The sequence below is a fragment of the Pontibacter saemangeumensis genome (assembly GCF_039541895.1).
Lineage (GTDB): Bacteria > Bacteroidota > Bacteroidia > Cytophagales > Hymenobacteraceae > Pontibacter > Pontibacter saemangeumensis.
Genome location: NZ_BAABHC010000007.1, coordinates 69,593 through 90,942, shown reverse-complemented (window position 1 = coordinate 90,942; position 21,350 = coordinate 69,593). Strand labels below are relative to the sequence as shown.

Annotated in this window: 21 protein-coding genes and 1 other RNA gene; 15 read left to right on the top strand and 7 right to left on the bottom strand. The window is 51.7% G+C overall.

Annotation, left to right across the window (positions count from 1 at the left end; translation table 11 throughout):
- The 7 genes from ABD920_RS09110 to ABD920_RS09085 form a co-directional block, all read left to right on the top strand.
- Positions 1–712, top strand: a 712-nt coding sequence (locus tag ABD920_RS09110; protein WP_345158449.1) for a DegT/DnrJ/EryC1/StrS family aminotransferase, incomplete at its 5' end; no start/stop codon positions are given.
- Complete coding sequence (gene pseF / locus ABD920_RS09105) at positions 709–1,413, top strand: pseudaminic acid cytidylyltransferase (RefSeq protein ID WP_345158448.1); 705 nt, start codon at positions 709–711, stop codon at positions 1,411–1,413. The genes ABD920_RS09110 and pseF, both read left to right, overlap by 4 nt.
- Complete coding sequence (gene pseG, locus ABD920_RS09100) at positions 1,410–2,882, top strand: UDP-2,4-diacetamido-2,4,6-trideoxy-beta-L-altropyranose hydrolase (RefSeq protein WP_345157118.1); 1,473 nt, start codon at positions 1,410–1,412, stop codon at positions 2,880–2,882. The genes pseF and pseG overlap by 4 nt, the downstream gene beginning before the upstream one ends.
- A 29-nt stretch (positions 2,883–2,911) precedes the next feature.
- Entirely contained in the window at positions 2,912–3,955 is a 1,044-nt protein-coding gene (gene pseI, locus ABD920_RS09095; protein WP_345158447.1) for a pseudaminic acid synthase, read from the top strand.
- Positions 3,956–3,958: 3 nt separating this feature from the next.
- The gene (locus ABD920_RS09090; protein ID WP_345158446.1) at positions 3,959–5,236 is read left to right on the top strand and encodes a glycosyltransferase family protein; all 1,278 of its coding nucleotides are present in this window, start codon (positions 3,959–3,961) and stop codon (positions 5,234–5,236) included.
- Positions 5,237–5,358: 122 nt separating this feature from the next.
- The gene (locus ABD920_RS24950; RefSeq protein WP_425568589.1) at positions 5,359–5,586 is read left to right on the top strand and encodes a T9SS type B sorting domain-containing protein; all 228 of its coding nucleotides are present in this window, start codon (positions 5,359–5,361) and stop codon (positions 5,584–5,586) included.
- Between the two features lie 207 nt (positions 5,587–5,793).
- The gene (locus ABD920_RS09085; protein ID WP_345158444.1) at positions 5,794–7,278 is read left to right on the top strand and encodes an oligosaccharide flippase family protein; all 1,485 of its coding nucleotides are present in this window, start codon (positions 5,794–5,796) and stop codon (positions 7,276–7,278) included.
- A gap of 54 nt (positions 7,279–7,332) precedes the next feature.
- Here ABD920_RS09085 and ABD920_RS09080 read toward each other — a convergent pair whose 3' ends face one another.
- Complete coding sequence (locus tag ABD920_RS09080) at positions 7,333–8,469, bottom strand: DegT/DnrJ/EryC1/StrS family aminotransferase (RefSeq protein ID WP_345158443.1); 1,137 nt, start codon at positions 8,467–8,469, stop codon at positions 7,333–7,335.
- Between the two features lie 145 nt (positions 8,470–8,614).
- On the opposite strand from ABD920_RS09080, the gene ABD920_RS09075 reads away from it, so the two are divergent.
- Positions 8,615–9,289 carry a hypothetical protein gene (locus tag ABD920_RS09075; protein ID WP_345158441.1) on the top strand — a complete coding sequence of 225 codons (675 nt, stop codon included), beginning with the start codon at positions 8,615–8,617 and terminating at the stop codon, positions 9,287–9,289.
- Between the two features lie 180 nt (positions 9,290–9,469).
- On the opposite strand, the gene ABD920_RS09070 is transcribed toward ABD920_RS09075, so the two are convergent.
- The 4 genes from ABD920_RS09070 to ffs form a co-directional block, all read right to left on the bottom strand.
- Positions 9,470–10,180 carry a cell division ATP-binding protein FtsE gene (locus ABD920_RS09070; protein ID WP_345158440.1) on the bottom strand — a complete coding sequence of 237 codons (711 nt, stop codon included), beginning with the start codon at positions 10,178–10,180 and terminating at the stop codon, positions 9,470–9,472.
- A gap of 7 nt (positions 10,181–10,187) precedes the next feature.
- Positions 10,188–10,391 (bottom strand): fructose-6-phosphate aldolase, encoded by a 204-nt coding sequence (locus ABD920_RS09065; protein WP_345158439.1) that lies wholly within the window; start codon positions 10,389–10,391, stop codon positions 10,188–10,190.
- A 116-nt stretch (positions 10,392–10,507) separates the two neighbouring features.
- Positions 10,508–11,164, bottom strand: coding sequence for a fructose-6-phosphate aldolase (fsa, locus tag ABD920_RS09060; RefSeq protein ID WP_345158437.1), 657 nt, complete (start codon positions 11,162–11,164; stop codon positions 10,508–10,510).
- 107 nt (positions 11,165–11,271) lie between these two features.
- Positions 11,272–11,371: signal recognition particle sRNA small type (gene ffs, locus ABD920_RS09055), an RNA gene on the bottom strand.
- 341 nt (positions 11,372–11,712) lie between these two features.
- On the opposite strand from ffs, the gene guaA reads away from it, so the two are divergent.
- The 6 genes from guaA to ABD920_RS09025 all read left to right on the top strand — a co-directional run bounded on the left by guaA (position 11,713) and on the right by ABD920_RS09025 (position 18,354).
- Positions 11,713–13,242 (top strand): glutamine-hydrolyzing GMP synthase, encoded by a 1,530-nt coding sequence (gene guaA, locus ABD920_RS09050; protein WP_345158436.1) that lies wholly within the window; start codon positions 11,713–11,715, stop codon positions 13,240–13,242.
- A gap of 91 nt (positions 13,243–13,333) precedes the next feature.
- Positions 13,334–15,028, top strand: a complete 1,695-nt coding sequence (locus ABD920_RS09045; protein WP_345158435.1) for an ABC transporter substrate-binding protein — start codon at positions 13,334–13,336, stop codon at positions 15,026–15,028.
- A gap of 31 nt (positions 15,029–15,059) precedes the next feature.
- Positions 15,060–16,355, top strand: coding sequence for a glutamate-1-semialdehyde 2,1-aminomutase (hemL, locus tag ABD920_RS09040; protein WP_345158433.1), 1,296 nt, complete (start codon positions 15,060–15,062; stop codon positions 16,353–16,355).
- Between the two features lie 188 nt (positions 16,356–16,543).
- Positions 16,544–17,080, top strand: coding sequence for a dCTP deaminase (gene dcd / locus ABD920_RS09035; RefSeq protein ID WP_345158431.1), 537 nt, complete (start codon positions 16,544–16,546; stop codon positions 17,078–17,080).
- Positions 17,081–17,254: 174 nt separating this feature from the next.
- Positions 17,255–17,692, top strand: a complete 438-nt coding sequence (locus ABD920_RS09030) for a hypothetical protein (protein ID WP_345158430.1) — start codon at positions 17,255–17,257, stop codon at positions 17,690–17,692.
- Between the two features lie 206 nt (positions 17,693–17,898).
- Positions 17,899–18,354: a hypothetical protein gene (locus ABD920_RS09025; protein ID WP_345158428.1), complete on the top strand. Its 456-nt coding sequence runs from the start codon at positions 17,899–17,901 to the stop codon at positions 18,352–18,354.
- An 83-nt stretch (positions 18,355–18,437) separates the two neighbouring features.
- Here the strand turns inward: ABD920_RS09025 and gldC are convergent, their stop codons facing one another.
- Positions 18,438–18,776 (bottom strand): gliding motility protein GldC, encoded by a 339-nt coding sequence (gene gldC, locus ABD920_RS09020; RefSeq protein WP_345158426.1) that lies wholly within the window; start codon positions 18,774–18,776, stop codon positions 18,438–18,440.
- A 76-nt stretch (positions 18,777–18,852) separates the two neighbouring features.
- On the opposite strand from gldC, the gene ABD920_RS09015 reads away from it, so the two are divergent.
- Positions 18,853–19,899, top strand: a complete 1,047-nt coding sequence (locus tag ABD920_RS09015) for an endonuclease/exonuclease/phosphatase family protein (RefSeq protein ID WP_345158424.1) — start codon at positions 18,853–18,855, stop codon at positions 19,897–19,899.
- Between the two features lie 295 nt (positions 19,900–20,194).
- On the opposite strand, the gene dnaN is transcribed toward ABD920_RS09015, so the two are convergent.
- Complete coding sequence (dnaN, locus tag ABD920_RS09010; protein ID WP_345158422.1) at positions 20,195–21,319, bottom strand: DNA polymerase III subunit beta; 1,125 nt, start codon at positions 21,317–21,319, stop codon at positions 20,195–20,197.
- Between the last annotated feature and the right edge of the window lie 31 nt (positions 21,320–21,350).

Below are 21,350 nucleotides of genomic sequence, written 5' to 3'. Positions count from 1 at the left end.
GGACGCGGCGCACGCCCCGGGCGGCTTCTTCTTCGATGGCAAGGGGGGGAAACAGCTCTGCGGCAACGGCGCCTTCGCCAACCTGGCCATCTTCTCCTTCCACCCGGTGAAACATATTGCAACAGGGGAAGGCGGTATGATCACCACCAATAACGAAGAGCTATATCATAATATCCTGAAACTGCGCACCCACGGCATCACCCGCGACCCGGAGGAGATGGAGGAAAACCATGGCGGCTGGTACATGGAGATGCAGGAGCTAGGCTACAACTACCGCATCCCCGACATGCTCTGCGCGCTCGGCTTATCGCAGCTGCACCGGGCCGAGGCCGGTTTAGCCCGCAGAAAAGGGATCGCCAAGATATATGAGGCCGCCTTCGAAGGGGTGGCGGGGATAGAAACGGTCAGCACGAACGGCGCGGCCCTGGGCCCGGAGGGCGAGACAGGCCACGCCTACCACCTGTATGTCATCCGGGTGCAGGACCGCAAGGGGCTGTACGAACACCTGCGGCGACACGGCATCCTGGCGCAGGTGCACTACATCCCGGCGCACACCATGCCTTACTACCGCGGCCTGGGCCACGGCACAGGAGACTTCCTGGAGGCGGAGCGGTATTACGCCGAATGCCTGAGCCTGCCCATGTACCCCTCGCTCACGCAGGAGGAGCAGGCATATGTGATTGAGAAAGTAAAGGAGTTTGCGGGGAAGTGAAGCGCATCGCCATCATACCGGCCCGCGGCGGCAGCAAGCGCATCCCGCGCAAGAACATCCGGGACTTCCTGGGAAAACCCATTATAGCCTATTCCATAGAGGCGGCCCTGGAGTCAGGCTTGTTTGAGCAGGTGATGGTATCCACGGATGACGGAGAGATAGCGGAGGTGGCCCGAAGGTACGGTGCCAGGGTTCCTTTCTTGAGGAGCACCGCCACTTCGGATGATTTTGCCACCACCGCGGCAGTACTGACAGAAGTCCTGCTTGCCTACGCCACCTCAGGGGAAACCTATGACTATGGCTGCTGCATCTATCCGACCGCCCCGTTGGTGAAGACGGCCTTTATCAGGTCGGCCTTCGAGCTGCTGACTGCAAAACAGTACGATTCCGTCTTCCCGGTGCTCCGCTACGGCTACCCCATCTGGCGGAGCCTCAGGATAGAGGGCGGCAAAGCAGTGATGAACTGGCCAGAGCACCTGGGCAGCAGGTCGCAGGACCTGCCCACTGCCTTCCATGACGCGGGGCAGTTCTATTGGTTCTCGGTGAAGGGGTTCCTGGAGAAGCAGGCGCTCTTCACCGACAACACAGGCGCCGTGGAGCTCAGCGAACTGGAGGTGCAGGACATCGACAACCTGACGGACTGGAAAATGGCGGAGATGAAATACAAACTCATGCAGCAGGAGAGCCACCGGGAAAGATGAGAAAGCGACGTGTTATCTTCCGGGCGGACGGGAACAGCCAGATCGGGCTGGGGCACGTGGTGCGCTCTCTGGCGCTGGCGGACTTGCTGCGCGGGGAGTTTGAGTGCGTGTTCGCGATTCAGGCCCCGGCCAAAGAGTTGCAGCAGCAGATCCGGCAGGTATGCGAGGGCGTAATAGTGCTGCCGCCCTGCGCCGCTGCCGAAGAGCGCTACCTCCATGAGCTTGATGCCTACATCTCCAAGGAGGAGATCGTGGTGCTGGACGGGTATCACTTTGGCACCGCCTACCAGCAGGGCGTCAAGAACAAAGGGGCCACGCTTGTCTGCATCGACGACATCCATGCCTACAGGTTCGTGGCGGATGTGGTGATCAACCAGGCTGGGGGTGTGAGCGAAACGGCATATAACCATGCATCCTATACCAGGCTCTGCCTTGGCCCCGCCTATGCGCTGCTCCGCCCCCCCTTCCTGGAAGCTGCTAACGTTGCCAGGGACATACCGGACGGTCGGATGCGGGTGCTGCTGAGCCTTGGCGGCGCGGACCCGCAAAACGTGACCCTGCAACTGGCGGGAGAACTGTCATCTTTGAGCGAGGCGCTGCAGGTGGAGGTCGTGGTAGGCGAGGCTTACAGGCACCAGGTGGTGTTGCAGGGCTGGCTTCAGCACCACAAGAATTTCACGCTTCACCGCAACCTGGATGCCCGGCAGATGTGCGAGCTGATGCGAGGCTGCGCAGTGGCCGTCACCGCGGCGAGCGGCGTGGCTTATGAGTACGCGGCCATTGGAGGGTTGCTTTTCATACGGCAGACGGCGGATAACCAGCAGGCGCTATACCGCTTCCTGACCTCAAGCGGCCTGGCTCGGAGATATGAGGAACTGCCTGAGGTCTTAAGCAGCACCTCCCTGCCCGCCATGTTCCGGGAGCAGGCGGCTGGCCAGCGGCGGCAATTGGATGGGCAGAGCGGAGAGAGGCTGAGGCGGGTTTTCCGTGGGCTCAGCGTGGCCGCTGGCCTGCGCCTGCGTAAAGCCACCCTGGATGACAGAATCCTGCTGTTTGAATGGGCCAACGACCCGCAGGTGCGCCAGAACTCCTTTAACCCCGACCCCATTACCTTAGAGCGGCACACGCAATGGTTCCATGAGCTGATGGCGGACGGGAAGACGCTGTTGTATATAGCGGAGGTAGACGGCAATCCGGCCGCCCAGATCCGCTTCAGCACCTCTGGGGGGAAAGCATCCATCAGCTATATGATCAGCGCGGCATTCCGGGGCCTGGGGCTGGGACACCTCGTCCTGCTCAGGGGCGTGGAGAAGCTGAAGGAAAGCCTGGCAGGAATAGAGCAAGTGGAGGGGCTCGTGCAACAGGAGAACTATGCCTCTGTGCGGTCCTTTGAGAAAGCCGGTTTCAGGCGCGGCGCCCCTGACCCCGGGCATCCGGGCGCGCTCCGGTTTGTGCTGCCGTTGGCTTGAACCCTAAACAAAATAACGAAAGATTACACATGTTTGAAGATATACAGATAGAAGGTCGCTTTATAGGCCCCGGCCAGAAACCGTTCATCATCGCGGAGATGTCTGGCAACCACAACCAGTCGCTGGAGCGGGCGCTGGCCATCGTGGACGCTGCTGCTGAAGCTGGCGCTGACGCCATCAAACTGCAGACCTACACCGCCGACACCATGACGCTGCCGGGGGCCTTCACCATTGCCGACGAGAACTCCCTTTGGAAGGGGCGGGAGCTGTATGATCTATACAAGGAAGCTTATACGCCCTGGGAGTGGCATAAGCCGATATTTGACCGGGCGAGGGAGCTCGGTCTCATTGCCTTTTCCTCTCCCTTCGACGAGACGGCCGTGGACTTTCTGGAGGAGCTGGGCGCACCTATATATAAAATAGCTTCCTTTGAGAACACGGACCACCCGCTGCTGCGCAGGGTCGCCGCCACCGGCAAGCCCGTGATCATGAGCACGGGCGCGGCCACGGTGCAGGAGGTGGCCGAGGGCGTGCAGGTGCTCCGGGAGGCAGGCTGCCGGGAGCTGCTGCTGCTCAAATGCACCTCCACCTACCCGGCCTCCCCTGAGAACACGAACCTACTCACGATCCCGCACATGCGGGAGCTCTACCAGGTGCAGGTGGGTCTCTCGGACCACACTATGGGGATAGGCGCAGCGGTGGCGGCGGTGGCCCTGGGGGCGACCGTCATTGAGAAGCACTTCACGCTCAGCAGGGCAGACGGCGGTGTGGATTCGGCCTTCTCGCTGGAGCCTGCGGAGCTGAGGGCGCTGGTGGTGGAGACGGAACGGGCCAGGCTGGCCCTGGGCAGGGTGCAGTATGGGGTACAGCGGGCAGAGGAGAAAAGCCGCCTCTTCAAGCGCTCGGTGTATGCGGCCAAGGATATCGCCGCCGGTGAGGTGCTGACAAAGGAGAACATCCGCGTGCTACGGCCGGGCCTGGGGCTTGCGCCGAAGCACTACGACACGCTGCTGGGCAGAAAGGCCAAAGGCTTCATTAAAAGCGGCACTCCCCTCAGTTGGGAGATGGTGTAAGGCATGAAGAAATGGTACGCCCTTTACAGTAATATCCTTTACCTGCACTTCTCGGAAAAGTATTATAGCCTCCCCGAGAGCGCTAAAAATGCCTCCTCACCGCAAAACCCAATCAACCGACTAATAAGAGTAGGAGGTTATACGATTATGCGTCTTATCGGCAATCTGTTTCAGTCGGTAGAGAAGCCTGAGAAACTGGAGGGAAACGTATGGCTGTACGTGGTAAGCCAAAACAACTTGGACAGCCTGCAGTTTGTGCGGCAAAACCTGCCAGGGTCTGTCTTTGTAGCTGGGCAGAGCAAGAACATTGGGCGTTATCAAAAAGAGGTTGAGCGGCTATCGCTGCGTAGGAAACTACTTTACTACTATAAGCTTCCATCCCTCCTTTACCAGTTTCTGAGAAAGAAACCAAAAAGCGCGATCCGATTTTTCGATCTTCTATATGATGCCGTTGGATTTTATGAGGTATATTACCGCAAGTTACAGCGCTACAGTCCTAGTGCAATTATATTCGCTAATGACCATAATGCTGATGCCCGTGCCATGCTCTTAGCGGCAAAGGATTTGGGGATCAAGACAATTTATATACAGCACGCCAGCGTGAGTTCCCTGTTCCCCCCCCTCTCCTACGACTTGAATTTATTAGAGGGACAGGATTCGCTGGACAAGTACAAACAATGTGGACCTATACCGGGGCGGGTTGAACTGGTAGGCATGCCCAAAGCAGACAAATATATCCCTTATAGAAACACCAGCAAGCATATCAGCACGATCGGGATTGGATGTAATTTGATGGACGACCTGGGTGAGATTGAGAAGATGTTGCGGTTACTTTCCCAAAAACTACCCGATATCAAACTCATTCTCCGCCCCCACCCCCGCGACACACGGAATATAGCGGCCCTCGCCCGTGTCGCTCCGAATGTATACCTCTCCGATAGCCGATCAGAACCGGTTTTTGAGTATCTGAGACAACTTGACGTCCAAATAAGCGGTACTTCTGGTATTCACCTGGAGGCGGTGCTGCTCAATGTGTGGTCTATATATTATGACTTTAGCCCCTCAGAAAAGCTCAACGACTACTACGGATTTGTCAGGCATGGTTTAGTGGATGTGGCAGAGTCAGCAGAAGGCCTGATCGATAATTTACGGCTACATATAAACTCAAAGCCTGACGTGGTTGGCAGAGCGAAGTACTATAGCGCCACACTTTGCACCGCAGACGAAGGACATAGCGGCGATATCTCCATCAGCCACATCAGTTCCTTTCTCAATTCTTAATATATAAAATTACATATATTTACAAGGCTTCGTGTCCTTCCAATCATATACGCACGGAGCATATATATTCAATACTCTTTCGCCTCTTACATGCTTCACGCTTTTTCATTCTACCTCTCTACATGTTATTTTCCTTGATACCGATGCTTAAGCACCCGGTGGCGCGGGGTGTGGAGCAAAATACACTGAATCTGGTCATATTAAACCGCTGGGGAAACACTGTTTTCCACGCAGAACGGTATGACAATTCCTGGTCGGCTGCTGAAGTGCCGGCAGGTATATACTTCTACCAGTTTACTAGTCCCATCTCGCAGAAGATATATAAGGGCTGGGTTGAAGTAGTGCGATGATCTTTCGAATCCCGTCTCCTATTAGTATTTCATTGCTTTTTACTCCAAGAGGCTGGTAGGAGGATAATGTAAAGAACCGAAATCAAGCCCTTCAGATTTAAAATACCCACCCCGGGATTTACGGAATATTTTGATTTTTTAGACGGCTTATATTCCTTCACCTATATACTAATTAAAAACTACCTTTGCAGGTCTGAGCTTTAGCCCATGAGCAAACTACAGCGCGAAGGTATCTGGAACACCCTGATCTCGTATGCCGGCATCGCCATCGGCTACGTTAACACCATCCTGCTTTTCCCGAATTTTCTGGATGAGGAGCAGGTCGGTTTGACGCGCCTGATGCTGACAATCTCGGTCATGTTTGCTCAATTTTCTGCGTTGGGGTTCGTGAACATGAGCGCCCGCTATTTTCCTTACTACCGCGATAAAACCAGGCAGCACAATGGGTTCCTTTTCCTGCTGCTGACGGTACCGCTCGCTGGCTTTGCCGGGGCCACTGCGTTGTTCCTGCTCTTCAAGCCCGCCGTGGCGGACTATTACCTGGCGGAGTCGCCGCTGATACTGGAGTATTACTACTTCATCATCCCGCTGGCGCTCTTCACGCTGCTCTTTAACATGTTCACGGCCTACCTGCGGTCGCTTTATAAAACCATTGTCTCCTCATTCGTGCAGGACTTCCTGCTCCGCATCCTCACCACGCTGCTTATATCCCTGTTTGCCTTGCGGGTGATCGATTTCCGGCAGTTCGTGCTGCTATTCGTGATTGCCAACTCTACAGGGGCGCTGGTACTGGTATTTTACACACTCTGGCTGAAGCAGCTCTTTCTGCGCCCAACCCTGATGGGCTTGCGTATCATTCCTTTCCGTGAGATGCTCTACTACGGACTTTTCACCTTCCTCGGCAATATCTCCACCACCATCATCACCACCATCGATCAGGTGATGATCAGTTCGTACAGCCTCAGTGCAAATGGTATATATACCACGGCTTTTTTCATGACGAGCGCCATTATGGTGCCGGCAAAGTCAATCCTGAAGATCGCTTACCCGCAGGTGGCGGATTACTGGAAAGATGCGGACATGGCGGGCATGGAGAAGTTGTACAAGGGCGTCACGATGGTGAACCTGATCGTGGGGCTGCTGCTCTTCATTGGCATCTGGGCCAACATAGATAACCTGTACTCCTTCATGCCCGACACCTACCGCGCTGGCAGGTACGTGGTGCTCTTTCTGTCTGCGGCTCGCATCGTGGACCTAGCCACCAGCCTGAACGGAGTGATCCTGGCTACCTCCCAAAAGTTCCGGTGGGACCTGGCCTTTAACATCATCCTGGCCGCACTCACCGTCTGGACGAACTGGTACTTTATACCGCGCTACGGCATCAACGGCGCTGCCTTTGCTTCCATGATTTCCTATAGCCTGATGAACCTGGTGCGCCTGTTCTTCGTGCAGGCAGTATATAAGATTCAGCCTTTCACATGGGGCGCTGCGAAACTCCTGCTTGTGGCTGCTTTTTCGCTTGGTGCGGCTTATTTGCTGCCTTTCCTTGGAAATGTATACCTCGACATGCTCGTGCGCTCCCTGCTGATCGTCCTGCTATATGGTGGCATGAGTATAGGTTTTGATATCTACCCTCCCATGAACTACTGGTTGAAAATGCAGCTGTTCAACCTGACCGGCTGGCGTATCTGATGTCAAAATATGCAAATGAGGGTTTTGTTTTACCACCTCCGGTATATGGTATTGCTATCGGTGCCGCTTCACAAATTCCAACACATGCTGGCATATATAAGTTAGTTGGTCCTCCTTCAGTTCTGAGTGCATTGGTAACGAAAGTATGCATTTGGACAATCGTTCAGCCACCGGGAGGTCTCCTGCTTTGTAGTGCAGATAGGCAAAAGTGTCCTGCAGGTGCAACGGTAGCGGGTAATATATAACACTTGGTATATGATGCGCGCGCAGGTGCTCCTGCAACCCGTCTCTCAATTCCGGAGCAACCGTGATAGCATACTGCTGGTAGATATGCGAACTATAGGGGACGCGATGCGGTGCCTGCACCAGTTCCGTCTCGGCAAAGGCATTATCGTAAAAACGGGCTACTTCCTGCCGGGCGGCATGGTATTCATCGAGGTACTTGATTTTCACCTCCAGCATGGCTGCCTGCAGCACATCCATTCGAGAATCTACAGCTGCAGATCTTATTTCCGCTGCAGCAGACTGGTTTATTTGGAGGATATCGCGGATCTTATCTGAAAGCCTGGCATCATTCGTCATGACCGCGCCGGCATCTCCTGGATCACTGATCGCTTTGGGAGGGAAAAAAGAAAAGACACCTATATGGCCCATGGTGCCCGCTTTCACCTCCCGCCCTTCAGGTCCCACGTAAACCGCCCCCAGCGACTGTACAGTGTCCTCCACTACCCAGAGGTGATGCTGCTTTGCCACCGCTATCAATTCCTGCATAGGGGCGCACTGCCCAAACAAATGTACTGGCATAATAGCGGCAGTGGCTGGCGTGACTGCTTTCGCCACAGCGGAGGGGTCAATCATGTAGGTTTCAGGTAAGACATCGGCAAAAACAGGTTTCAAGCCCAGCAGCTTCACTGCCTCTGCCCCGGCTGCAGGTCCAAAAGCAGGGACAATAACTTCCGCTTCAGCCGGTAAATCCTGGGCTAATAAGGCTATTTTCAGAGCATCCGCACTGCTGGCGCAAGGAAAAACGTGCTCTATGTTCAGGTATCGGCCCAATTTCATTCCAAAGCTTTTTACCAGCTGCCCATCCGTTTCGCCCATACTTGCCATTGCAGCGCTAAAGGCAGCATCCAACTCTGACTTAAGCCGGGCATAGGGCGCCTTCTGGTCCACCATCCTAATATCTTCCATCTATTCCGATCTTTGATGCTAATATAGATATTATCTAAGCATGGTCAATTCACCTTTTACCGCTTTGTGAAACGGCTATACACCAGCATCCGAAACCCAGCCTCTGCAGCTGCGTTACAAATGAACATAACCAAAACAAGGAATTATGCTTAAAAAAATACAAATTTCATTTCTTGCCCTGGCCTTCCCGCTCCTATTTTCCTGCAACAGCGGTGGCAACGATCAAGCTGCTAAAAGCGACGCTGCATACACTGAATACCGCGATTTGGTGACAGACTTTGAGGAGGACACCCTTTCGGAGGTGGAGTTACGGGCAATGCGGGGCTCGGATATAGACAGTGCAAGATGGGCAGCGCTAACGGCGGAAAGAGAGCAGCAATACGAACAAAAGCGGCAGGCGGTGGAGCAGGATTTAGACCAGTACCCTCCCGAGCGGAAGCAGGAGATACAGGATCTGGATGACCGATACAAACGGGCAATGGAGACGCGCGAAAAACAGTACGAGGAAGCGAGCCACCGTTATAAACTGCGACAGCAATTGCTGGGAATCGAAATAGAGGAAGATGACCTGAGCGACATTGTGCCTGAGGAGATGGCCACTACCTATAAGCGTTTCGTAGACAATGTCGCTGAGGAAGCCGGTAAGTTTGAAGAACGGGATTGGAACCTGGTTGAAGGCTGGTGGAGCTCGCTTGGCAGCCGCTACAGGAGTATTGAGCCGAACCTGGACCAGCAAGCGCGCACAGCAATCGAGCAGGCACAGAACAGGTATAAAGAAATCAGGCAGCAGTATGCCTCACAGAATAATTTAGAGGAGTGATGCATCTGGCAACATTACTCGGTAGTTAAGAAAGAGAATCCCGGAGGATGATCCTTCTCAGCATCATCCTCCGGGATTCTCTTCTATATAAACTAAATTTCTGCCTCAGAGCCATATAGAACAGGTTATCTTGCAGTGTGACCTATATATGGCAGCAATGAATGCATAGTTGAACAAAAATCAAAAGCCATTCATCAGTGTAAATTCCTGCACCTGCGAGTCCAGCACTTTTCCGTCGGCGCACTTCAACACGCGCTTCGGGTAGCGGTTGATGATCTCATAATTATGCGTGGCCATCAGCACGGCCGTGCCGCTGTTGTTGATCTCCAGGAACAGACTCATGATTTCGTCTGCCACCATTGGGTCGAGGTTACCGGTAGGCTCATCGGCGAAAAGGATCATCGGCTCGTTCAGCAAGGCTCTGGCTATAACAATGCGCTGCTGTTCTCCCCCCGACAATTGGTGCGGCATTTTAGAGGCGGCGGCATCTAGCCCCACGCGCATCAGCACTTCCGATATGCGCTGCTTTACCTTCGATTTGTCTTTCCAACCTGTGGCACGCAAAACAAACGTAAGGTTCTCCGCCACCGAACGGTCCATCAGCAGCTGGAAATCCTGGAAAATGATGCCGATCTTCCGGCGCAGGTACGGCACCTGGCGGCGGGGAAGCTTGGTGAGTTTAAAATCAGCAACAGCGCCATGGCCCGTTAGCAGCGGCAGGTCGGCATAAAGGGTTTTGAGAAGGGAGCTTTTACCGCTTCCGGTACGGCCCACCAGGTACACAAACTCTCCTTTGGTAATATCAAAGTTGACACTGCTGAGAATAGTGTTCACGTCCTGATAAATGGCCACATCCCGCAGCGACACTACAGGGGTTGAGGTAAAACTCATAAAAGACTTAAATATTTAATTCCTGCAGCTTGCCGAACTCGAGCGAGGCGATGACGGCAGCCAACGCATCCTCTTTCCCCTCCAACCCATAGCGGTCAAGGTTTTTAAGCGGACGGTCTGCCCTGAAATAAGCAATCAAAACAAAATTGTTATCGCGCAGCTGGATATAATCCGGGATTTTGGCCTTTCCCTTTACTTTAATGATGTACATATATCATTATGAATAAAAAATTACGAATTACGAATGAAGCGTTGTGGAGGAGTGCATACTGTTTTCTGCTCATTCCACCCATTCGTAATTCGTAACTCGAGATTCATAACTGAATTTTACTTGCTTCCTTTGGCGTGATCTGCCAGGAAGGTAGCCAAACCGCTATCGGTCAGCGGGTGCTTCAGCAGGCCTAGGATAACAGACAGCGGGCAGGTTACCACATCGGCACCGATTTCGGCGCACTGCACCAGGTGCATTACATGGCGCACCGAAGCTGCAAGCACCTCGGTCTGGTAACCGTAGTTGTCATATATCTGCACAATCTGCTCAATCAGGCTCAGGCCGTTTGTAGATACGTCGTCGAGGCGTCCGATAAACGGCGAAACATAAGTGGCACCGGCTTTTGCAGCCAATAAAGCCTGCCCGGCTGAGAATACAAGCGTGCAGTTGGTCTTGATGCCTTTGTCGCTGAAGTAGCGGATGGCTTTGATGCCTTCCCGGATCATCGGCACTTTCACAACAATATTCGGGTGCAGGTCGGCCAGGGCCTCCCCTTCACGCACTATTTCATTGAAGTCTGTCGCAATCACTTCAGCACTGATGTCACCATCCACGATTTCGCAGATTTTCTTGTAGTGTGCCATCACGTTATCATGTCCGTAGATGCCTTCTTTGTGCATCAGCGATGGATTAGTGGTCACACCATCTAACACACCTAAGTCGTATGCCTCCTGAATGTCGTTCAGGTTTGCTGTGTCGATAAAGAATTTCATAATGCTGGTCTATAGATTTACATACAAATCTAACGCATTAATCGGGAATCAGGAAAGTTAAAGGTGGAAATTTAAGAGGAGGGGCAAAGCCTTGGGGAGGGGCAAAAAAAAGTGGCAAACCGAACATCGCGCCGCTCAACCACCTACCCTTGCTACCTTCCGGTCCTGGGGGAGTTTAGCAGGAGCTGGCCGTGCCGATTTGCCATTGCAAAGGTACTAAAAAATGTTTCCCTGGCAAGGCTGAGACTGCAAAAAATTAATGATGATAGCCAAAAAATCACAGCGCACTGAGGCTCAACAGGTTTATATATGGATTTTCCCGATCTATATATAAAACAGCCTAAACATCACCCCTGTCTGCTACAGATATATGAATTTGCATTTTAAATGAGATCTTACTTTTATTTACCCCTTCCTCTTCTTCCACCACTATACCCTCATCATCTCATCCATCGCTTTCAGCCAGGCTTTATATATAATCAACGGGTTCCAAAGACGCTTATGACCAATAAAATTGGCAAAACTGCAAAAGCAGCTTAACTTTGCACATGCCAGAAAAAATTCTCATTCTCGATTTTGGATCGCAGTACACCCAGCTTATTGCCAGACGGGTGCGCGAACTGAATGTATATTGCGAAATATACCCCTATAATAATGTGCCGGCGCTTACAGAAGATGTAAAAGGCGTCATACTCTCAGGCAGCCCCTGTTCCGTGCGCGACGATGAGCACCCAACCATTGACCTGAGCCAATACCTGGGCCAGTTACCGGTACTGGGAGTATGTTACGGTGCGCAACTGATCGCTTTCGAGCACGGCGGAGAGGTAACCCCCTCCACGATCCGGGAGTACGGACGCGCCCGGCTCAGCGAGTTGCACAACGCCGACCGTCTCCTGAAAGAGCTTACCCCGGGCTCCGTGGTATGGATGTCGCATGGCGACACCATTAAAGAAATACCGGAAAACATAGAAGTCATCGCCAGCACCGAAAGCGTGCGCGTGGCCGCCTACAAATTGCGGGGCCAGGAAACCTACGGCATCCAGTTTCACCCGGAGGTCACACACTCAGACGAAGGCAAAACCCTTCTCCGGAACTTCGTGGTGCATATATGCGCCTGCCAGCAGGATTGGACCTCCGAGCAGTTTGTTGAAAGCACTGTGGCGGGCCTGCAGGAGCAGTTGGGCAACGATAAGGTTGTGTTGGGCTTGTCCGGGGGGGTAGATTCGAGTGTGGCTGCCATGCTCATACACCACGCGATCGGTAAAAACCTGTACTGCATCTTCGTGGACAACGGGCTGCTTCGCAAAGACGAGTACGAGACGGTGCTGGATTCTTACAAGCATATGGGCCTTAATGTGAAGGGCGTGAACGCTAAAGATAAATTTTATGCTGCCCTCGAAGGACTGAAAGACCCGGAGCTAAAGCGCAAAGCCATAGGCCGTGTGTTTATAGAGGTATTCGACGACGAGGCGCACCAGATCGAAGACGTAAAGTGGCTGGCACAGGGCACCATTTATCCCGATGTCATCGAATCGCTGAGCGTGAAAGGCCCTTCGGCTACCATAAAGTCGCACCACAACGTGGGCGGGCTGCCGGACTATATGAAACTGCAGGTGGTGGAACCGCTGAAGACGCTATTTAAGGACGAAGTGCGTTTAGTAGGCAAGACCCTGAAGATTGACGACACGATCCTGGGCCGACATCCATTTCCTGGTCCTGGCCTTGCCATTCGCATCTTGAGTGACGTAACGCCTCAGAAAGTGCACATCCTGCAGCAGGTGGATCATATCTTCATCAACAACCTGAAAAAGACCGGTTTATATGACGATGTGTGGCAGGCGGGCGCTATCCTGACGCCGGTGCAGTCGGTGGGGGTGATGGGCGATGAGCGCACGTACGAGCATGTGGTGGCGCTGCGTGCAGTCACCAGCGTGGATGGTATGACAGCCGATTGGTGCCGTCTGCCATATGAGTTCCTGGCCGATGTATCGAACGAGATCATAAACAAAGTGAAAGGCGTTAACCGCGTGGTCTACGACATCAGCTCAAAGCCACCTGCCACCATTGAGTGGGAATAATTTCAGCAACAGTGTCTATAGGATGTTAGAAGAAGGGGAAGTTTACCGCAACGTATTATCCTTTGTCTATCAGTTCATTACAAAGAGATATATGATTAAACGCTTTTGGAACAATGCTGTGGGGTTGCTGCTTCTGTGCGCGCTGGCATGGCCCGCGCAGGCACAGGACGCAGCCACACAGTATAGCAACGGGAAAATACTACTGCAGCAGCAGCGTTTCGAACAAGCCATGGCCGAGCTGCTGCCCCTGACGGGCAGCAATAGCCCGTATGCACCCGAAGCTTCTTATTTCTACGCACTGGCTGCCTTAAAGAGCAATAAAGCAGACAAGGCTTACCAGATGCTGCAGCAACTGCAGAACCAACACCCTAAGTGGGCCGGAATGGCTGATGCCGATTACCTGCTGGCCAATGTTCTGTTTGAGCAGGGAGAATATGAGCGAGCATTGAGTAAACTGCAGGAGTTGAAAGGGTCTGCACTGGAAAGTGATGCGGAAGGCCTTAAACGCTTTTACCTCACCCGATTAAATGAACGCGATGCCTTCGAGCGCCTGATGCAAAAGTTTGACTCCGATAAAACAGTTGCACAGCTCTATGCGGACAAACTCATAGGTGGGTGGTACAGGGCCCAGGACCGGCAGACCCTGGAGAGAATCGTATCCCGGTTTAATTTGGATAAGAGCCGCTACTTAAGCAAGGACGCGCTCAACAGACAAGGCTATAACGTTGCCCTGCTCCTGCCCTTTCAGCTTAACCAGAGCCCGTCGCAAACCGCCCGCAGAAGCCAGTTTGTGACAGATATGTATGCTGGCATGCAACTGGCGCAAGACTCACTGCAGAAGCAAGGCATCAACCTGAACCTGTTTACGTACGACACCAGCGCCGACACCGTCAGCGCGAAGCGGGTGCTTGACCTGCCGGAGATGAAACAGATGAGCCTGATCGTTGGACCTATATATAAATACACGGCCAGGGTAGCGGCACGTTTCGCTGCCCAGAATAACATCAACGTCATTAACCCGCTTTCCCAGGACCTGGATATGGCGCAGGGTAACGGGAACGTACTGCTTTTTGAGTCTTCGGTGGCGACGCAGGCACGGCAGGCAGCTACCTATGCTTACCAGAATTTTTCGCCTAAAACAGCAGTCATTGTCTACGAGAGCACGAAGGAAGACACCACCTTTGCCTCGTTTTACAGGCAGCAGTTTCTGAAGCTGGGAGGCAAGGTGAAAGCTTATAAGAAGATCAATTCAACCCAATCAACGGCCACAGCAAAAGTCTTCAACAACCTGGACCTGACGGATGTCGGACATATGGCGGTTTTCTCTGATAGAATGACGGCGGCTGTAAATGCCACAAGCCTATTGCAGGGAAATGCCGCGACCATGCCTCTTCTAACATATGAAAAATGGCTGGACATTAACCAGATCTCGCTGCGCCAGCTCGATAACCTGGAAATCTATTTTATCAGCCCGAAGTATATCAACAGGCTGAGCCCTGTTTATTCCTGGTTCCGGGAAGAGTACATCAAACGGTATAACCTTCCTCCCTCTGTGTATGCCTATGCTGGCTTTGAGATGCTCTATTACTTTGGCACCGTGTTGCAGAAATACGGTCCGCAGTTTAACCAGCAGCTGGTCTCAGAAGGGATCCAGCCAGGGGTATTCTACGCTGGCTTTGGCTATACCAACGACAACTCTCGCCAGCAATTGCAACCGGATAACCAGTATGTCCCGATCACTAAGTTAGAGAACTTGCAACTTATAGTGGTAAATCCTGTTTTCTAACAGCACTACCTGTTAAGTCAAAAATTTAATTATGAAAGAAGCATCTAACAGCAATGAGCTGTTCAAACGTGCGCAGCATTCGATACCCGGTGGCGTAAACTCCCCTGTCAGAGCCTTCCGGGCCGTGGGAGGCAACCCGCGCTTTATGGTTTCAGCCAAAGGCCCCTACCTCTACGATGAAGACGGCAACCAATACCTGGATCTGATCAACTCCTGGGGCCCCATGATTTTAGGGCACGCGGCGGAAGTGGTGAATGAGGCTGTACAAAAAGCTATTCCCAACTCGCTTTCGTTTGGAGCCCCTACCCGCAAAGAGGTAGAGATTGCAGAGCTGATCGTGAGCATGGTGCCCAGCATCGAAAAAGTGCGCATGGTTAATTCCGGCACAGAGGCGACCATGTCGGCCATAAGGGTAGCTCGGGGATATACCGGCCGCGACAAGATTATTAAGTTTGAGGGCTGCTACCACGGCCACGGCGATTCATTCCTGATCTCGGCGGGCAGCGGTGCTATCACCCTCGGCGTACCCGACAGCCCCGGTGTTACCAAAGGCACCGCCAATGACACCCTTACTGCGCCTTATAACAATTTAGAGGCCGTTAACATACTGGTTGAGGCAAACAAAGGACAGGTAGCAGCGATCATCTTAGAGCCTGTGGCAGGCAACATGGGGCTTGTGACACCGCAGCAAGGCTTCCTGCAGGGTCTCCGCGATCTATGTGACAAAGAAGGTATCGTGCTGATCTTTGATGAAGTGATGACCGGCTTTCGGCTGGCACCGGGCGGTGCCCAGGAGATATATGGGGTTACGCCGGATATGAGCACACTGGGCAAAATTATTGGCGGCGGTATGCCGGTAGGCGCCTATGGTGGCAAGCGTGCGTTAATGGACTATGTTTCGCCTGCCGGGCCTGTTTACCAGGCAGGAACCCTGTCTGGCAACCCGATTGCGATGTCGGCCGGTATGGCGATGTTGAATTTCCTGAAGGATCACCCGGAAACCTACCAGCAATTGGAAAGAACGACAGCTAGTATGGTGGCCGGTATGCAGCAGAACATGCAGCAGTTGGGCCTTTCCTACACGATCAACCGCATTGGATCGATGTTTAGCATCTTCTTCACCAAAGAGCAGGTTGTTGATTTCGAAACTGCTAAAACCTCCGATACTGCCCTTTTTGGACGATATTTTAACAGCATGCTGAACAGAGGCATCTATCTTGCGCCTTCGCAGTACGAGGCGTTATTTGTTTCGACTGCAGTTACCGAAGAACTCGTGGAGCAGTATATTCAGGCAAACCTGGAGTCTTTGAAAGAAGCACAAGCCTAAAACCTATGGCATCTATAAAGAGCAGCACCTGATAAGGGTGCTGCTCTTTATAGATGCTCTGTTAGCGCTGTTCGCAGCGAGCACTGTCGCAGTTTCTTTGTTTATATTGTTATCCTACGCCATTCAAATAGCACTGCTTGTCATATAACGGCAGATTTGCTTAATTTACATCCCACATTCGCCACACCATGATTTTAACAGATAAGCAGATTTTAGCTGAGATTGAAAAGGGCACCATCCTCGTAGAGCCGTTTAACCGCGACTGCCTGGGCACGAACTCTTACGATGTGCACCTGGGGCGCCACCTGGCAACATACAAAGACGAGGTACTGGACGCGCGTAAGCACAATGAAATAGAAGTGTTTGATATTCCGGAAGAGGGGTTTGTGCTCCAGCCGGGAATGCTATACCTGGGCGTAACCCTGGAATACACGGAGACGCATGCCCATGTACCGTTTCTGGAAGGGAAGTCGAGTGTTGGCCGGCTTGGAATTGATATCCATGCGACTGCCGGCAAAGGCGACGTGGGCTTCTGTAACACCTGGACCCTTGAGATTTCGGTTTCAATGCCGGTGCGTGTCTACCACGGAATGCCTATCGGCCAGTTAATCTATTTTGAAGTAAAGGGTGGAATTGAGAACTATTACAACACCAAGGCGAACGCCAAATACAATCACCGCACCATTACGCCGGTTGAATCCATGATGTGGAAAAACGTGTGGTAATAGCAGGCTTTTAATCTAAAAAAGCTGTTTTTATTGCATTTAAAGGCCCTTCTGGCATAATATGTGTACTATATAAGTCGTTAAGGATTTACAGCCGGACCGGAATTTTTTAAGTTAGGGCCGCGTTGTAAACAGAAGCAAAGGAAACGAACTAAAACTATAGAAACTGAAATTATGAAGAAGATACTGGTAATGACTTGCATGGTGTTCGGTTGTACATTCGCTGCTTCAGCTCAGGACGCTCCAGGCATAACTGCTAAGGACCGAGCCACTCATCTTTCAAACAAAATGATTCGGGAGCTGGCGCTGAACAACTACCAGGCAAGAAAAGTAAATGAGATCAATCTGGAGGTTGCCAAGCAGATGCTTGCGATTGAGCAGCAGTATGCGGGTAATCAGCAGAAAATTGACGAGTTATGCGGTGGAGTTTGTGCGGTGCGTGACACGAAATTAGAAAACGTGCTGAGCACAGTGCAGTACAACGATTATTATGGCAGCCGCAAGAACCTGGTGGCGCTTGATAAGCAATATATGGCTGAAGCTACCATGGCCCGTACAGGTGGCAATGGCATCGCCTCAGCAAACAATCCTGAGACAATGACAGTGAACTAACCCTTCACAAGCAGTATCCAGTATCCCAGTTAATTTGAAATAATGAAAGCGGCACCTCCGATAAGGGGTGCCGCTTTCATTATGATCTAAAAAGGGCATCTGCCAGTGGATCTTTGAGAAAAAGATTAAATTTCCAACGCTCTCCCCCCTATCACTCGTATAAACAAGTAGATGGAAACCAAAAAGAGGAAAGGAAGGGTAAACCTATGAAGAGAATATTTTTAATGCTTTGTATGATGTTTGGGTCGACTTTCGCGACAAAGGCAAGTGCAAACAAGGTTGCTGCCAAGCCTACAGGCGACAAGGCGACAAAAGCATTAGCGAGCAATAGAGCAAAATTACTGTCTAACCAAATGATCACCGGACTGCAGCTGAATAACTACCAATCCAGGAAGATCCAGGATATCAATATGCAGGTGGCAGAGCAGCTTACAGCTGTTGAGCAGCAAAATGCCGGTAACCAGGCGGAGATAGACAGGCTAAGCAAAAACATATATGCCGAGCGTGACCGAATGATGGAGAATGTATTGAGTACTGTGCAGTACAATGACTACTTCGGGCACCGCAAAGATTATAACGAATTAGATAAAAAAATTGCTGAAACTGCAAGTGTGGATGATTTACAGGGGCTTCCTCAGAACGCTACTGCACTTAATCAGTAGTTAAAAAAAAATAATATAAACAGCAACGCCACCTATATAGGTGGCGTTGCTGTTTATATATACGGGCTTATCTGTTTGCCTCACTACCCGTTTTGCTCGCGTTGCTGCTCCACATGCTTCATCAGTTCCTCACACAGGTCACGCATTTTTTTTGCCATCACCTGGTCGCTGGTAGCCGTGGCAATGCTCTGCGCCATGGCTCCCATGGTGTCTATATAAAAATATTTCATCTCATCCACCGGCATATCCTTTGTCCATAAATCAATTTTCATAGTGCCGGCCTCATCCCTGTCCCAGAGTGAGATATTGATGGCCTTCGCAAAATGGATCTTCTCCCCGGCGTCTGTTGCCCGCCAGCTAATGGCTTCCGGCACGCGGTTATCGTCTAAGGCAATACTTACATATATTTCGGACTTCTTCATTTGATCAATTTTTAAACTTTATAGTATAGTAATCTCGTAATATGCGTATTCAGATATATGCGTACAAAGTTACACGATGCGAAACGGAATTAAAACCCTCTTACTTTTTTTTACCCTGAGCACCCTGTGGGGTTGCTCGAGGCTGCCCTCTATCTCCAGCAAAGGCAGGCTTAACACCATTGCCTTCTATAACACCGGTAATCTGTTTGATGCAAAGGATGATCCCAAAACAGCTGATGATGCTTTTACGCCCACAGGCGACATGGCCTGGACAGAGGAGCGCTACCAGACAAAAGTCAAACAGATAGCACAGGTTATCAGCGGCATAGGTGGCGAGGGAGGACCAGCCGTAGTTGGTTTGAGCGAAATAGAGAACAAGCAGGTGCTGGAAGACTTGGTGGCCACCTCTTCCCTGCGCAGGTACAACTTCGGCATCATCCATTACGACATGCCTGATGCGCAAGGGCTGGATGTTGCCCTGCTCTACCAGCCAAAGCACTTCAAGCCCACCCATACCGAGACGATCAAGATCGATTTCGAGGATAAAGGTTTTAGCTCCCGCGATATATTGCAGGTAAAGGGTGAATTGCGCGGTGAGCTTGTGACAATATATGTGGTGCACTGGCCTGAACCTTCCAGAACCCGCGCAGGCAAAGTGAACGACAGCCGCCTGCGCAGCGCCGCCGCCGCGCTCCGGAAGAAGATCAATGAGCAGCAGGTAGCTGACGAAAACATGAAAGTAATCGTGCTGGGCGATTTTGAAACCGAACCAGCGGCCCCGGTGATGCAGGAGGTGTTGAAAGCCACCGGGAGACCAAATCCTTACTACAAAGAAGAGCTGTTTAACACGCTCTACCTTCCTCACGTAAATGGGCAAGGCAGTTACGCCAACCGGGGCGATATGCAGATGCCGGACCAGATCCTGATTTCAAAGTCTCTGCTGAACGGGAACACGGGGCTGCAGTATGTACGCGGCTCTGCAGCCATATATGACCCCGAGGATATAAAATTCCTGTTCGGAAGGTACAGAGACACTCCCATTCGAACCTACTCCGGCAATTTATATATAGGAGGCTACAGTGATCACTTTCCTGTCTATATTCAGGTGCGGAAGGAGCGGTAAATCAGAGGAGGGAGCTAATCTTTTCCGCTGCTAAACTATCAAATAAAACTATCTGTTGAATAACTTTTTTACAGTCGCCTTGATAGATTCTCGTCAGCAAATGAATTAGAATACCAACTCTCTTGAATCTTCATCCATATATGACTTCTTCCTGATGAATAAAGAGGGCTGGAACTTATTGTAGCTATGGAAGGGATTATATGATCCTATATAAAACAAGCGCAGCGGGCTATATGGCCCGCTGCGCTTGTTTTATATAGGATTTAAAAACGTTGCCTGCTTACAGTAAAGCTGCTTAAACGTAGTTGTTCAGCATCACCGGCATCACCAGCATCAGTACGTTTTCGCTGTCCTCGCTCACGATGGGCATTAATAAACCGGCGCGGTTCGGCGTAGATAGCTCAAACGTGATCTCATCCGAGTCGATGTTGTTGAGCATCTCCATCAGGAACTTGGCGTTGAACCCAATCTCCATATCCTCGCCTTCATACTGGCATGCCAGCCGCTCATTGGCCTCATTCGAGAAATCAAGGTCCTCCGCAGAAACCTGTAGCTCAGAGCCGTTCAGCTTAAGGCGAATCTGGTGCGTTGTTTTGTTGGAGTAGATGGATATACGCTTTACGGAGCTTAGCAGATCCTGACGGTCGATCACGAGCTTGTTTGGGTTCTGCACCGGAATCACATTCTCATAATCCGGATACCGCTCATCAATCAAGCGACAGATCATACGGATATTATCGAAGCTGAAGAAAGCGTTGGACTGGTTAAACTCCATGCGCACCGGCGTCGCCTCTGAAGGGAGCGTCGATTTGAGCAGCATAAAGGCCTTGCGCGGAATTATCAGCGAAGCCTCCTGTGGCGTCCCCACGTCGGTGCGGCGGTAGCGTAGCAGCCGGTGGCCGTCAGTTGCCACAAAAGTAACATTGTTGCTGCGCAGCTGCACAAATATGCCCGTCATGGCTGGGCGAAGCTCGTCGTTGCTAACTGCGAAGATGGTTTTGTTGATGGCCCTGGCCAGTACATTAGAGGGGATCTCAATGGCATTGGCGCCTTGCACCACCGGCACACGCGGAAAGTCAGTGGCATTCTCGCCTGACAACTTGTAGCGGCCGTTAGAGGAGCTGATCTCGATGGTATACGTCTCTTCGTCTATTGTAAACGTGACCGGCTGGTCAGGCAGGTTCTTCAGCGTCTCCAATAGAATCCTGGCTGGGGCGGCAATGCGCCCATTTTCCTTTGCCTCTACCGGCAGCTCCGTAATCATGGATGTCTCCAGGTCGCTGGCAGTGATGGTAAGCTTGCTGTTGTTGATCTCAAACAGGAAGTTCTCTAGGATGGGCACCACCGGATTGTTGGTAACCACGCCGTTTATGCTGGACAGCTGCTTCAGAAGAGCTGAGGAAGAGACGATGAATTTCATTATTATACCTATAATGTTATTTGGACAAAGT